The organism is Streptomyces sp. NPDC002055 (assembly GCF_040296705.1).
Lineage (GTDB): Bacteria > Actinomycetota > Actinomycetes > Streptomycetales > Streptomycetaceae > Streptomyces.
The window spans coordinates 1-13,537 of the sequence record NZ_JBEOXS010000105.1; the positions used below are offsets into that span (position 1 = coordinate 1).

14 protein-coding genes, 1 tRNA gene and 1 pseudogene are annotated in these 13,537 nt (G+C 71.3%); 7 read left to right on the plus strand and 9 right to left on the minus strand.

The window, feature by feature from the left end:
• Positions 1-400: 400 nt before the first annotated feature.
• Positions 401-1,723: an NsdA family TPR-like regulatory protein gene (locus ABT112_RS33890; RefSeq protein ID WP_351515654.1), complete on the minus strand. Its 1,323-nt coding sequence runs from the start codon at positions 1,721-1,723 to the stop codon at positions 401-403.
• Between the two features lie 256 nt (positions 1,724-1,979).
• On the opposite strand from ABT112_RS33890, the gene ABT112_RS33895 reads away from it, so the two are divergent.
• From ABT112_RS33895 to ABT112_RS33905, 3 genes are all read left to right on the plus strand, one after another.
• Positions 1,980-2,345, plus strand: a complete 366-nt coding sequence (locus ABT112_RS33895) for a hypothetical protein (protein ID WP_351515655.1) — start codon at positions 1,980-1,982, stop codon at positions 2,343-2,345.
• 21 nt (positions 2,346-2,366) lie between these two features.
• Positions 2,367-3,221: a spermidine synthase gene (locus ABT112_RS33900; RefSeq protein ID WP_351515656.1), complete on the plus strand. Its 855-nt coding sequence runs from the start codon at positions 2,367-2,369 to the stop codon at positions 3,219-3,221.
• A gap of 120 nt (positions 3,222-3,341) precedes the next feature.
• Entirely contained in the window at positions 3,342-3,833 is a 492-nt protein-coding gene (locus ABT112_RS33905; RefSeq protein ID WP_351515657.1) for an SLATT domain-containing protein, read from the plus strand.
• Here ABT112_RS33905 and ABT112_RS33910 read toward each other — a convergent pair.
• Positions 3,830-4,348, minus strand: coding sequence for a hypothetical protein (locus ABT112_RS33910; RefSeq protein ID WP_351515658.1), 519 nt, complete (start codon positions 4,346-4,348; stop codon positions 3,830-3,832). The two genes, ABT112_RS33905 and ABT112_RS33910, sit on opposite strands and share 4 nt — an antisense overlap.
• A gap of 74 nt (positions 4,349-4,422) precedes the next feature.
• On the opposite strand from ABT112_RS33910, the gene ABT112_RS33915 reads away from it, so the two are divergent.
• From ABT112_RS33915 to ABT112_RS33925, 3 genes are all read left to right on the plus strand, one after another.
• The gene (locus ABT112_RS33915; protein WP_351515659.1) at positions 4,423-5,112 is read left to right on the plus strand and encodes a response regulator transcription factor; all 690 of its coding nucleotides are present in this window, start codon (positions 4,423-4,425) and stop codon (positions 5,110-5,112) included.
• Positions 5,109-6,515, plus strand: coding sequence for a HAMP domain-containing sensor histidine kinase (locus ABT112_RS33920; protein WP_351515660.1), 1,407 nt, complete (start codon positions 5,109-5,111; stop codon positions 6,513-6,515). Before ABT112_RS33915 ends, ABT112_RS33920 begins: the two co-directional genes overlap by 4 nt.
• Before the next feature lie 133 nt (positions 6,516-6,648).
• Positions 6,649-6,816: a hypothetical protein gene (locus ABT112_RS33925; protein ID WP_351515661.1), complete on the plus strand. Its 168-nt coding sequence runs from the start codon at positions 6,649-6,651 to the stop codon at positions 6,814-6,816.
• Positions 6,817-6,875: 59 nt separating this feature from the next.
• On the opposite strand, the gene ABT112_RS33930 is transcribed toward ABT112_RS33925, so the two are convergent.
• The 7 genes and pseudogenes from ABT112_RS33930 to ABT112_RS33960 all read right to left on the minus strand — a co-directional run bounded on the left by ABT112_RS33930 (position 6,876) and on the right by ABT112_RS33960 (position 12,032).
• Positions 6,876-7,430: an NUDIX hydrolase gene (locus ABT112_RS33930; protein ID WP_351515662.1), complete on the minus strand. Its 555-nt coding sequence runs from the start codon at positions 7,428-7,430 to the stop codon at positions 6,876-6,878.
• A gap of 9 nt (positions 7,431-7,439) precedes the next feature.
• Positions 7,440-8,258: pseudogene (locus tag ABT112_RS33935) on the minus strand (NAD(P)-binding domain-containing protein); the annotation flags it as partial.
• 123 nt (positions 8,259-8,381) lie between these two features.
• Positions 8,382-8,639 (minus strand): helix-turn-helix domain-containing protein, encoded by a 258-nt coding sequence (locus ABT112_RS33940; protein ID WP_351515663.1) that lies wholly within the window; start codon positions 8,637-8,639, stop codon positions 8,382-8,384.
• A gap of 123 nt (positions 8,640-8,762) precedes the next feature.
• The gene (locus tag ABT112_RS33945) at positions 8,763-9,428 is read right to left on the minus strand and encodes an HAD family hydrolase (protein ID WP_351515664.1); all 666 of its coding nucleotides are present in this window, start codon (positions 9,426-9,428) and stop codon (positions 8,763-8,765) included.
• A 560-nt stretch (positions 9,429-9,988) separates the two neighbouring features.
• Positions 9,989-10,061 (minus strand) — tRNA-His (locus tag ABT112_RS33950).
• Positions 10,062-10,158: 97 nt separating this feature from the next.
• Positions 10,159-10,773, minus strand: a complete 615-nt coding sequence (gene orn, locus ABT112_RS33955) for an oligoribonuclease (protein WP_351515665.1) — start codon at positions 10,771-10,773, stop codon at positions 10,159-10,161.
• Between the two features lie 5 nt (positions 10,774-10,778).
• The gene (locus ABT112_RS33960; RefSeq protein WP_351515666.1) at positions 10,779-12,032 is read right to left on the minus strand and encodes a helix-turn-helix domain-containing protein; all 1,254 of its coding nucleotides are present in this window, start codon (positions 12,030-12,032) and stop codon (positions 10,779-10,781) included.
• 779 nt (positions 12,033-12,811) lie between these two features.
• Here ABT112_RS33960 and ABT112_RS33965 point away from each other — a divergent pair.
• A complete protein-coding gene (locus ABT112_RS33965) occupies positions 12,812-13,333 on the plus strand; it encodes a universal stress protein (RefSeq protein ID WP_351515667.1) in 522 nt (173 codons plus the stop codon).
• Positions 13,334-13,537 lie beyond the last annotated feature (204 nt).

The following is a 13,537-nucleotide window of genomic DNA, read 5'->3' on the forward strand; positions in this document are numbered from 1 at the left end:
GGCGAGCCACGCGAGGGTGTCCGGTTCGGCGGGGGCGGGCGCGTCCGGTGCAGGCCCAGCGGCTGCCGCGGCCCGAGCTCGTCCTCCCCCGCCAGATGCGGCGGCGCGGCACCGGACGCCTGCCGCTGCACGGGCACCTGGGGCCACAAATACACGGAAGCTTCCGGAACCCCCCACCCCTGCGCCCCCACCCCCTTGCGTTCACCCAGCCGCCCTGCGGCCCCACCCTCTTGCGTCCGGACCACCGGGCCGTTGTGGCGGGGCCGCGTTCACCTCGCCCTGGGGTCCCGCACCCCTGCGTTCATCCGGCCCTGATCGTCGGTGTTCGGATCAGCGCCGTCGTGGTGCTGCGGCCGCGGTTTGTGGTCAGTGGCTCGTCTGTTGACGCGCTCGGGTGGGGTCAGGCCGTGGCGTGTTGGGTCAGGAAGGCCGCTACCGGGGCTGAGCGGGAGTGGGGGCGGAGGAGGCGGGCCGTGCTGTCCAGTATCGAGCGGATGCGGGACGACTGGACCTGTTCCAGCAGGTCGAGGACGCGCTGACCGGCGCTCGCCGCTTCCTCCGGCTCGCCGCTGCGGGCCAGGTTTCCCGCCAGTTCGGCGGTGAACAGGGCGGTGTTGCGGGCGAAGTGGGCGTCCTGGAGCGCCACCGCCCGGCGGGCGTGGTCCGCCGCGCGGTGCCACTCGCCCAGCGCCGACCAGCACTGCGCCTCGAGCCCCTCCAGCTCGGCCTCTCCGAAGAACGACATCCACTCCGGGTCGGCGTCCGAGGCGCCCCGGGCGAAGAGGGACTGGGCGCGCAGGAGGGTCTGTTCGCAGCTCCGGCGGTCGCCGAGGCCCGCCCAGCCCCCTGCTTCACGGAGGGCGAGGAGGGAGCGGAGCCGGGCGGAGGGGAGTTGCGCGGCGGCGCGCTGCGCGGCTTGTGCCGCTCTTATGGCCTCGCGCGGGCGGCCCGCGTCGCGGGCGAGGAAGGCGGTGTTGCAGAAGGCATGGGCCTCCAGCGCGGGATCGCCCGAGACCCGGGATGTCGCGAGGGCCTCGGCGTAGTGCGAGCGGGCGTCCTCGAAACGGCCCGAGTCGTGCGCCAGCCACCCGACGGAGATGGCCAGTTCGCCCGCGGCGCCGTGCAATCGGTCCGCGGTCGACTGATGTCGGGTGCCCGCGTCGAGCAGGGCGTAGGCGTTGCGCAGCGGTTGCGCGGCCCGTCTGTACAGGCCGTCCGCGCCGTGCCGGTCGTCGAGCAGCCGGATCTCGCGTACGGCGTCCTCGACGGCCGTTGTCTCTGTCTCTCCCGCGCGCCGGCGCGGACGGGGGATGCCGAGGCCCACAGAGGCCGCCATGGCGGCCGGGCCTCCGGTCATGAATGCGCGACGCAGCACGTCGCTCTCCTCGCAGGTGGTGGCTGGTTCGTTCGGGGGCGGTGGCGCGCCGCGCGCCTTCCGGCCGCGCACCGCGGCGCGCGGGGCGAAGCCCATCTCCCCGAGCGAGCGCCCGGGGAACATGTGCCGGAACACCCGTTCATAGGCGTAGTTGGGGCACCGGATCTCCCCGGACTCGACGCGCCCGATGTAGCGGGCGTCGCACGAGACCTGCTCCCCGATGTCGCGGGCCGCGCGGCGTACGGCCGCGGCGAACTCGCCCGGTGACAGCGGGCCGCGCAACTGCCGGAAGGCCGTGTTCGGCCGCCGCGCGGGGTGAACCTGTGAGGACGGTGGTGGCAACGCCATGGCCGAGCCCTCTTCTTCTGGCGGTGCTGTCGCCCCGTCGGGGCGACTGTCGGCGAGGCACGACCGTACCGGTTGTGACAGAGCTGATACGCAGTGTTTAGCTACAAACCGGATATCTCACGCACGATCCGCCATGAACTGCCATCCTTTGCGGCGGCGTGCCGCCGTAGCCGTTGACGCACTCGGGCGTTGAACACCCCGGAGAAGAGCGACGCGGCTCACTCCGGAGGAGGGGTTTCTCGTGTTGGAGGCCTGCGTGGATATCAGCGACTCACCTCAGGACGCCGATCTCGTCACCGTCCCCGCCCGTCAGGGGCTCGAAGCGGTGGACATCCTGCGCCGCGGATTCGGGAAGCCGGGTGTCGGCCCCGTGCTCCACGACGGCGCGTGCGACACCTTGGGGTTCCTGGTGCCGCCCGGCACCGCGGACGCCTGGGACCTGCCGGGCAGCGCGTGTACCAGGACGCTGGGGCGCGGGCTCGCGCTGGTCGGCGAGCCGGTCACCGGATCCGGCTGGCTGGTACCGCCGGGCGGCGAGGAGGAGGTCACCGACCCGGACGTGCTCCGGGCCGCGCTGGGCGAGGCGGCCCGCATGATCGAGGCCGCCGACCGCTGCCGCTGAGCCCCCGGCGATACTGGGGGTATGGCGAGAAAGCGGCGTGGCGGTGCTGCCGAACCGGTCACCGAGCAGGTGGACGGCGGTGTCGCCGAACTCGTTCCCGACCGGGACCGGCCGCGCGGGCGCACCCTGGTCGTCAACGGCGCGCCCCAGTCCCATGTGGACCTCGACGACCCCACTTATCTGGATTTCGAGTACCAGCGGCGGTTCGGCCATGTCGCCGATCTCGTCGCGCCGCCCGGCAAGCCCGTCCACGCGGTGCATCTGGGCGGTGGTGCCTTCACCCTCGGCCGCTACATCGCGGCGACCCGCCCCCGGTCCACGCAGCAGATCGTGGAACTCGACGCCCGGCTCGTCCAGCTCGTCCGCCGGGAACTCCCGCTGGAGAGCGGCTGGCGCATCCGCGTCCGCTCCGGTGACGCCCGGGAGGGGCTGCGGAAGATCCCCGACGGCTGGGCCGACCTGATCGTCGCGGACGTCTTCGGCGGCCGCCGCACCCCCGCCCATCTGACGAGCACCGAGTTCGCCGCAGAAGTGCGCCGGGCGCTCGTACCGGGCGGGTTCTACGCCGCGAACCTCGCCGACGGACCGCCCCTCGCCCACCTCCGGTCACAGGTCGCCACGGTGCGCGCGGTCTTCCCCGAGGTGTGTCTGATCGCCGACCCGGCCGTGCTGCGCGGTCGCCGCTTCGGCAACGCCGTACTGCTCGCCTCCGACCGGGAGCTGCCGGTCGCCGAGCTGACCCGCCGGGCCGCCGGCGATCCGCACCCCGGCCGGCTCCAGCACGGCCAGGCGCTCCTGGACTTCACCGGAGGCGCCCGCCCGGTGACCGACGCCGATGCGCGCCCGTCACCGCTGCCGCCCGAGGATGTGTTCTAGGCTCCTGCGAGCTGCCGTCTCGTGGCTGGAGCAGGCCGAGGGATCCGCCGGGGAACCGCTCGATGCCGGAGCGGCGTCTGCCGGGGAGCGGGCTGATGGACGACAGAACATGGGGGCGGAGTGCAGCCAGACGTCCGACCGGATGCCGGTCCCAGCCCGAGGGACGTAGCCGCCCTTCTGCTGGACAAGATCGGTCAGGGCACCGACTACGCCCGCGGCAAGAAGAAGCGGTTCGGTCTCAGCGCCTCCGTCATCAAGGTGGCGACCCTGGTGCTGTCCGCTGCGTCCACCGTCATCCTGGGCCTGCAGAATCTCAACGCGTGGGCTGGTCTGGCCTTGGCGTGTGTGGCGCTGGTGACGTTGCTGGGAGCTGTTGAACCGTTCTTCAACTGGCGTTCCCGGTGGGTGTTGATGGAGGAGTCGCAGTACCGGTTTCAGCGGCTCGCCGATGACCTCGAATATCTCGTGGCAACGACGGCCGCCGACGAGCTCACCTTTCATCAGCTGGACGAGATCTTCGGTCGGTATCAGGCGATCTGGGATGACCTGAGCCGCACCTGGCTGGAGCATCGCCGGGAACCCACGCCGTCGGCCAACGCCCAGCGGTCCTAGTCCGTCTGAACCGTCGGCGGGTGGCCGTTCCAGGTGCAGAACACGGAGGTGGTGTCCGCGCCCTGGGTGAAGTTCACCCGGATCCACTCGGACTGTTTCCAGACCTGCATCTGCCAGCCCGCGTCCGGGGTGGCGGAGACCAGGCTCGCCGAGGAGGGGCTGAGGTCGAACACCACGCGGCCGCCCGCCACGTTGTAGCTCTTGACGTTCCCGGCCGGGGCCGGAGTGCTCCGCGGCGCTCGGGAGGCCGGGGGCGACGGCTTCTCGGGCGGCTTGCGGGATGTCGGGGCCGCGGTGGGCGAGGGCTTCGGCCGGTGGGTGGAGGAGGACTGCGGCTCCGCCGCGGGGCCCCCGCCGCGGGCTGCCGCCTCGCCCTGGATGGGCAGGGCGCGGGGCGGATCGTAGGCGGTGCCGGCCAGGACGGTGCGCACGCCCCACCAGGACAGCGTGACGGCGGCGCCGGTCGCCAGCGTCCACGCCACACCGTGCATGAGTCCTCGTCGCATCTGGCTCATACTGCCCCACGCGCGCCCGCGGTGCGATGAACTGGGTACAACGATCAACATCCTCATGGCGTACGGTGCCGCTCATGGCACGTGTGCTCGTGGTCGAGGACGACCAGTTCGTACGCTCCGCCCTCATCCGGCACCTGACCGAGGCCTCCCACACCGTTCGGAGCGTCGGCACCGCCCTGGAGGCGCTGCGGGAAGTCGCCCACTTCGGATTCGATGTGGTCATTCTCGACTTGGGTCTACCGGATCTGGACGGTTCGGAGGCGCTGAAGATGCTGCGCGGGATCACCGACGTTCCGGTGATCATCGCCACCGCGCGCGACGACGAGGCCGAGATCGTCCGGCTGCTGCACGCCGGTGCCGACGACTATCTGGTCAAGCCGTTCTCGGTGGAGCATCTGTCCGCCCGGATGGCCGCGGTGCTGCGGCGGTCGCGCACCACGGCGGAGGCCGGTACCCCGCCCGCGGTGATCCGGGTCGGCGGGCTGACCATCGACCCGATGCGCCGGCAGGCGGAACTGGACGGCAGCGCACTGGATCTGACGCGCCGTGAGTTCGACCTGCTGACCTTCCTCGCCGGGCGGCCCGGCGTCGTCGTGCCCCGCCGGGAACTGCTCGCCGAGGTGTGGCAGCAGTCCTACGGCGACGACCAGACCATCGACGTCCACCTGTCCTGGCTGCGGCGGAAGCTGGGCGAGACGGCCGCCCGGCCGCGCTACCTGCACACCCTGCGGGGTGTCGGGGTCAAGCTGGAGCCGCCCGCATGAGATGGGCCCTGGTCAAGGTGTGTCTGGCCGTCACCGCCATGGTCGTCATCGCCTTCGCGATACCGCTGGGGCTCGTCGTCAAGGAGATGGCCCGGGACCGGGCGTTCACCAACGCCGAGCGGCAGGCCGCCACGATCGGTCCCGCGCTGGCCATCACCACCGACCGCCCGCAGCTGATGCGCGCCGTCGCCAGCACCACGGCCGGCTCCCGGGACCGGATGGCCGTGCACGTACCGGCCGCCCGGCGGGCCGGTGGTGCGGTCGACATCGGCCGGCAGCGGGCCTCCGACGCCGAGCTGGCCACCGCGACCCGGCTCGGCCGGGCCTCCATCGCCGCCGTGCCCGGCGGCTTCGCGCTGCTCCAGCCGACCGCCGTCGCCACCGGCAAGGTGGCCGTCGTCGAGGTGTTCGTCCCGGACAGCGAGGTCACCAACGGCGTCACCACCGCGTGGGCGGTGCTCGCCGCCGTCGGCCTGGCGCTCGTCGTCGGGTCGGTCGCCATCGCCGACCGGCTCGGCACCCGGATGGTCCGCCCCACCGAGGACCTCGCCGCCGCGGCCCAGGACCTCGGCGACGGGAAGCTCGGTGCCCGCGTCCCCGAGCAGGGCCCCGCCGAACTGCGGGCCGCCGCAGCGGCCTTCAACTCGATGGCCGACCAGGTCGTCCAACTGCTCGCCAACGAGCGGGAGCTGGCCGCCGACCTCTCCCACCGGCTGCGCACCCCGCTGACCGTGCTCCGGCTCAACGCCGCCTCCCTCGGCGACGGCCCGGCCGCCGACCAGACCCGGTCGGCCGTCGCCCAGCTGGAGGGCGAGGTCGACCGGATCATCCGCACCGCGCGGGAGCAGAAGCCGCAGACCCAGTCGCCGCTGGCCGGCTGCGACGCCGCCGAGGTGATCCGCGAGCGGATGGGGTTCTGGTCCGCGCTCGCCGAGGACGAGGACCGCACGGTCCGGGTGGCGGGCGTCGAGCAGCCCGTACGGATCCCGGTCGCCCGCACCGAACTCGCCGCCGCGCTCGACGCGATGCTGGGCAACGTCTTCCGGCACACCCCCGAGGGCACGGCCTTCGCCGTCGATGTGCACACCGCGGACGACGCGGTGATCGTGCTGGTCTCGGACGCGGGCCCCGGTATCGAGGACCCGGACGCGGCGCTGCGGCGGGGCCAGGGCGACGGTCGGCCCGGATCGACCGGGCTCGGTCTGGACATCGTGCGGCGGCTCGCCGAGTCGACCGGCGGTGACGTACGGATCGGGCGCTCGGTGCTCGGCGGGACGGAGATCCGGATCTGGCTGGCGCTCGGCGGACCGCGGTCCGCGGCGGCCCGGCGCGGCCACCGGCTCGGGCGCCGCCGCCGGTGTCCGGCGGCGCGCCGCGGCGGTTCCGGAGCGCCTTCCGCTTGAACGGTTGATCGGTGCGCATCCCGCTCTTCACGGCGGCATAAGAAGTGCCGGACCGGGCCGGACCCGGCGATTCCGCCGGTGCTGATCGCTAGCGTGTTCCCACCTTCACCCCCGCAGTAGAGGCAGGAACCCCATGAGCAGGACGCACCGGCGCGGGCCGAGCCGTGGCACCAAGGTGGGCGTGGCGGCGGTGGCCGCGGGCGCCGTGGCCGGCGGCGCCCTGGCGCCGGCCGGGACGGCGCAGGCCACCACGGCCGGCGCGGCCTACAGCAGGACGAGCGACTGGGACGCCGGCTCATGACGGAGGGTCGCCCGGCGGGATCGGGGGTATCACCGCCGGGCGACCCGGTCTCGGGACCGTCAGTCAGACGGCCGGATCGAGGCGAGCGCGCGGCCGCGCAGCGGCTCGGCGGTCAGCATGTCCGCGAACTGCCACGAGAACGCGGTGACCTCCTCCTCTTGCAGATCGACCTCTTCCGCGGTCGTGCGGAACAAGAACCGGAAGTCGAAGTGCTGATGCGCCGGCTCGCCCTTCGCGTCGTTCGCCGGGATCGGGTGGGCCTCGACATGCAGCGGCACCTCGTCGTCCGGTTCGACCTGCGAGGCATCGATGCCGGTCTCTTCCGCGAGTTCCCGCCGCGCCGCGTCGAGCAGCGTCATGTCGTCCGGCTCGACGTGCCCGCCGGGAAGCAACCACTTCGCGAGCGCCTTGTGCTCGATCGTGAGCACGCGGCCGTCGGGGCGCAGCAGAACCGCGCCGGCCGTGACGTGTCCGCGGAACTCCTTCCGAGAGGCGATCGAGTCCCCGGCCTCGTCGAGGACTTCGGCAAGGACGGAAAGCGTGTTCTTGTCCTCCGGGTAGCGACTCAGGTAGGCGTCGAGCGTGTCGAGTACGTGCTTCGCCGTGATCGGCATGTGTGCCCCTTAGCGGTTGAAGTAGGTGAGCCAGGTCGCCGCGATAGCGGCCCGGTCCTTGGCGTCGACGTCGTGCATACCGGGCCCGAGGTCGCCCCGGGCCAGCATCCGGACGCCGGCGAGGATCTCCGCCTGCACGAGGTAGATGAACGGCCCAACGCTCGCGCCGTGCAGGAAGTTGACGGCGTTACCGCCGTTGAGCCGATTGAAGTAGTGCCCGGTCGTCGAGTACCGCGTGACGTGATCCCCGTTGGGGGTTCTGGTGTAGACGCTGGGCAGTCCGCCGAGGTCGAGCTCGTCCTCGCTGCTCGTGACCGTCGCGACGTACGTGCCGTTGCGAAGGTGTTGGAAGTCCTCGCCGCGGAGCGAGACAGCACCCGTCGCGCAGAGCACGAGCCCGGCGCCGGCCAGGGCTGCATCGCGGTCGCGGGCGACGGTGAACCCCTGCGAGAGCGCCTGTGTGCGACGCACGGGGTCGATGTCGTACACGGTCACTTGCACACCCTTGGCGTGCAGCAGACGGGCGATGCTGGAGCCGAGCTTGCCGAACCCGATCACGAGGGCAGGGCGGCCGTGCATGATGTCGTCGCGGCCGCGCATGAGCGCCTCGGCTGAGAACACGACGGACTGCCCGACCAGAAAGTCTTCCGGGTCCTTGAGCGGCGACCGGGCGACCGAGACGACCGGGCAAGGGGGCTTGTCGCGCTCTGCGTACCTCTTGTGTCCGTTCTCGGTGTCCTCGACGACGCCGAGCACGCGACCCGAGAATCGGTCGCAGAGCGTTTGGAGGGTCGGGGCGAAGTAGCCGCCGACATCGAGCAGCACGACGTGGTGGATGAACTGCTACGGAGCGTGTCAGTCGGGCCGATCAGTGGATGCTGAGGGGGATATCGACCGCGACCGCGAGGCGGCGCACCTTGGTTACGGACACGTCCGCGAGGCGGCCGACGATCACCCCAGGCAGAGCCTGGTGACGCACCCATCGTGGGGCCATCTCGCACACTGCGGCGAGTTCGGCGGCAGCGGTATCCCACTGGCGCGTTTCGGTGCGAGTGAGGGAGACGTCGAGTTTCCTTTGCCGCCCTGCTCAGCCTTGCGGATGGTTGCCACGGAGAGACCAGCGGCTTCGGCGAGTTGCTCTTGAGTCAGGCTGGCGCCTCTTAAGAGTTTGATCCGCTCTCCGGCGCTGTATTCCGCCCATTGGGTCATGACAGTCCCTCCGATGTGAGTGGCCTCACATTCGGACGGTACGCCCGCAGGGGGCGTCGGCGAAACGGGTTCGCTCGTCTTCCGGTTGACGACGTCGGGCGATGGAGATCCGACTCGTTGGCATCAGGCGGCGCAGACTGCGCGGACACCAAGCAGGGACTCCAGTTGTGTCACGGTCGCGTCTTCGCCGGTAGCCAGCACGGTTGTGATGCCGAGGGCCTGAGCAGGGGGAAGGTTCGCCGCGTGGTCGTCAACGAACACGCACGTACTGCCAGGTAGCCCCATACGCTCAAGGGTGAGCTGGTAGATCACCGGATCGGGTTTCGCGACGCCTTCGAGTTCGGAGATCACCGTCACGTCGAACAGGTCGCGCACGCCGATGTGGTGGTACGGGTCGTAAGGGTCCAGGCCGAAGGAGTTCGAGAGCATCGCGACCGTGTATCCGGCGGTGCGGGCCGCGCGGGCGAATGCGATCATCCGGGCAGCAGGGCGGACGGCCGACCAGACGCGGCCCATGAGATTGTTGCCGTCGTTCACTCCGAGGATCGTGGCCGTGAGCTGGTTGAACTCGGCTTGGCTCATGGTTCCCACTTCTAGGGCCTGGTAATGACACCGGGCCTCGGGATGGGTATTCAGGGTCTTCCGCCACGCATCCGGAGCGAGTCCCTGATCGGCGCACCACGCCTCGTGCGCCCTGTGCACTCCGTCGGTCAGGACTCCGGCGAAGTCGAGGACCAGGCCACGGAACGGCCGAGGCAGCCCATTGGCTGCGGGAATGGTCTGCCTCATGCTGAGGGGTGTCCTTTCGTAGTGGCCCACGAGGGACGGTACGACACCGCGCCGGATGCGCGGCACCCGAACGGCTGCCGGGGTTGCCCCGGCAGCCCCTTTCTTTCCTCGATGCTCCGGGATCGGGACGGGTGACACGGCACGGTCGGGCGGGTCCTTTGTGCGGGCGGGCTCGGCGTGGGTCTTCGGGTGGTCGGTCGGTGCGGCCGGCGGGCCTACCGGAGCGCAGGAGCTGTGGGCGGCAGGGGCCGACGGGGTGGTCGGTGACCTTTCCGACGTGGAGCGGATGCCAGGGATGCCGTGGGCTGAGGCTCGAGGCCGCGAGCGGGTGCCCGGTGTGTCGGCCCCACGGGGAGTGTGTCGGCCCCACGGGGAGCGTGAGGTCCCTGTGCCCCGTGTGGCCCTGCGTGCCCGGCCCGCCGCCTCCCGGCCCGCCGCCCCCGTCGACCGCAATCGGGATCAGCCCCCGCCCGCCGCTCCCCACCGCCCCGACGGTCCGGAAAACCTCCCCATACGCCGCGAGGCCCCGGTCCTGGGGACCGGGGCCTCGACTGCGTCAGGGTGAGTAACGGGACTTGAACCCGCGACATCCTGGACCACAACCAGGTGCTCTACCAGCTGAGCTATACCCACCACGACCGGCGCTTTCCGTTCCGCACCGGCCGAGAAAAAGTGTACAGGGTCCGGAGGGGTGCTCGCTCCCGGGTTTGGGCCGACCGGGAGCGAGGTGTCACTCCGCCCGGACGTCCGCGGGAAGCACGTGCTTCGCCGCGATGGTCTTCGCCGTCTCCGAGTCCGGGCCGGGGTGCGGCACGAAGACCGCCTCCCGGTAGTAACGGAGCTCGGCGATGCTCTCCCGGATGTCCGCGAGAGCACGGTGGTTGCCGTTCTTCTCGGGGCTGTTGAAGTAGGCCCGCGGGTACCAGCGGCGGGCCAGCTCCTTGATCGAGGACACGTCCACGATCCGGTAGTGCAGGTGGTTCTCCAGCGTCGGCATGTCGCGCAGCAGGAAGCCGCGGTCCGTGCCGACGGAGTTCCCGCACAGGGGGGCCTTGCCGCGCTCCGGCACGTGCTCACGGATGTACGCCAGCACCTGCTCCTCGGCGTCCGCCATGGTCGTGCCGCCGTCCAGCTCGGCGAGCAGCCCGGAGGCGGTGTGCATCTCGCGCACCACCTCGGGCATGGTGGTGAGCGCCTCGGCGGGCGGGCGGATCACGATGTCCACACCGTCGCCGAGGACGTTCAGCTCCGAGTCGGTGACCAGGGCGGCCACCTCGATGAGCGCGTCGTTCGACAGCGAGAGGCCGGTCATCTCGCAGTCGATCCACACCATGCGATCGTTCATATGTCTCACCCTACGGGGCGGTCCCGCTGGCCGGGCACTGCCGGACGTCCCGGATTCCGGCTGCCGCCCTGTTCGGGCAGACGCGGCAGATAGAGATCGGAGTCCGGTTTGCCTGGTTCGAGCCCTGTGGGGGCGAAGGCTCCGCCCCCCGGCCTGCGCATCCCCAGCGTGGCGCCGACCGGCTCGACCTGCCGCTGTTCGGCGATCTCCAGCCGGTGGTCGCCCCGCTCCGCGCTCCCGTTCTGCGGCCTGCGCGCCCGGTACGCCGCCCGGTAGGCCGCCGGGGAGGACCCCAGCTGCCGCCGGAAGTGGCCGCGCAGCGCGACCGGCGAGCGGAAGCCGCAGCGCCCGGCGACCTCGTCCACCGAGTAGTCGGACGTCTCCAGCAGCCGCTGGGCCTGGAGCACCCGCTGAGTGATCAGCCACTGCAGGGGAGCGCTCCCGGTGAGCGACCGGAACCGCCGGTCGAAGGTGCGCCGGCTCATATAGGCACGGGCCGCCAGGGTCTCCACGTCGAACTGCTCGTGCAGGTGCTCGAGCGCCCACGCGACGACCTCGGCGAGCGGGTCCGCGCCGATCTCTTCCGGTAAAGACCTGTCGAGGTAGCGCTCCTGCCCCCCGCTGCGGCGCGCCGGCACGACGAGCCGCCGGGCCAGTGCGCCCGCCGCCTCCGCCCCGTGGTCGGTGCGCACGATGTGGAGGCAGAGGTCGATGCCCGCCGCGGTCCCGGCCGAGGTCAGAACATCGTTGTCGTCCACGAAGAGCTCGCGTGGATCGACATGGACGGACGGATACCGCTTGGCGAGCGTCGGCGCGTACATCCAGTGCGTCGTGGCGGGCCGGCCGTCCAGCAGCCCCGCCGCGGCCAGCACGAATGCCCCCGTGCACAGCCCGACGATCCGAGCGCCCTCTTCATGGGCCCGGCGCAGCGCCTCGAGGGCGTCGGCCGGTGGTGGTGATGTGATCGACCGCCATGCCGGTACGACGACGGTGCCGGCTCGCGCCAGCGCCTCCAGACCGTACGGCGCGGTCAGTTCGAGCCCCCCTGTGGTCCGCAGCGGGGCATCCTCTCCGGCGCACACCAGCAGCCGGTACCGCGGGACCCCCGCGTCCTGCCGGTCGATGCCGAACACGGAAAGCGGGATGGAGCTCTCGAAGATGGGGCCCCCGCTGAAGAGCAGCACTGCGACGATCTCCCGGCGGCGGCGCCCGGACAGCTTCCGCGCGGCCTCCGGTGCAGTCGTGGAGTCCTGGCTCATGGCTCTAAGCCCCCCTCGGTGGTCGCGTCCTCTCGGTCCTGCACGTTTCCCCTCGGTCCTGCACAAGTCCCCCGCCGTGAATGGCCAAGATCGAATCTACTGTGTCGTATGAGGTCGGCGTGACAAGTTCACCACCCACCGCTATGTCGACATGACAACTTGGCGTGAAGCATTCGATCACGAAGCGTTGCACTCGGCAGCGCCGGTGGGAAGTACGCCTCTCGCCCCTGCCCAACTCTCGTAGGGTGCATGCACCCCCTGCGCCCCTTTCCCCGCTGGTCGGACGGGTGTTGGTGGCAACGCTGAGCAAGCTCATGATAGCTGGCGGAAGTTGGCCGAAAAGGCGTGGTGTCCAACTGCGCCGCGGAAGGTCTCCCGGCGTACGCTCCTGCGCCGCGTGTCCGCCCCCGCGCTCCCGACGTCCCGTACGTCACCACGGTGCCCCGCCGCCCCGCCGGCAGGCGCGGTCCACGGCCCGTCGCGCCCCCGGTCGGGCTCCGGTGCGCCCCTCGGGGACCGACGGAGCCGGCGTCCGCTGTGTCACGAATGCCCGGAGGGCATTGCGCTCCGGGCCCGGCTCCGGCATGCTCCCGGAAGCCGCATCAGCGGCTGCCCCAGCGGCCCGTCCTGCGTGACGGGGCAGGCCCTGGGCAGGCGGGGAGTGTCGCCGTACCCTGGTGGGTAAGGGCTTGGGAAGATGATTCCCGGACTATCCACCAGCTTCGACCCCGCTCGTCAACCGTCGTTCCCTCCTCAGGACTCCCTTCGCCGAGACACCGATGGCCGGTCACGAAATCCCCGAACCCGCGGACCGCAAGCAGGTCGCAGATCCCACAGCGAACCTCGAAGCGGCGGAACAGACACGCCACTCCTGCGATCCGGCGTTCCAGCACGGAGTCGTTGTCGGCTTCGACGGCTCCACCTCCAGTGAGCGGGCCCTCGCCTACGCCATCGGCATGGCACGGCGGTCGAGGTCGGGGCTGATCATCGTCCATGTGGCCAACCGGCTCCCGACGACGGTCTGGGCGGGCTGCGAGCCCCCGGTCTTCGTCGATGTCCCGGACCACCGCACCGAGGTGCTCGGCCTCGAACTCGCCTGTGCGGACTATCTGTGCGAAGTCCCCTGGATCCTGGTCGAACGGGGCGGTGACATCTGTCACGAGCTGGAGGAAGTCGGGCGGGAGTACTCCGCCGACGCCATCGTGGTCGGATCCACCCACGGACTGGTCGGCAGGCTCTTCGGCTCGGTGGCGGGACGGCTGGCACGGCGCGCCCAGCGCCCGGTCGTGGTGATCCCGTAGCGAATCCCGCACTCGACGGGCAGCGACTCCCCTGTGACCCGGCGCCCTGCGACCGGCTCCCACCAGCACCCAACCGGCTCCCGAGCAGCGCCGCGTTCCCAGGACGTGGCCACCGGCGGGAGGGGGCGGGGCCGCAGGGGTGGGGGTTCCGGAAGCTTCCGTGTATTTGTGGCCCCCAGGGCCGTAAATATACGTTCCGGAACC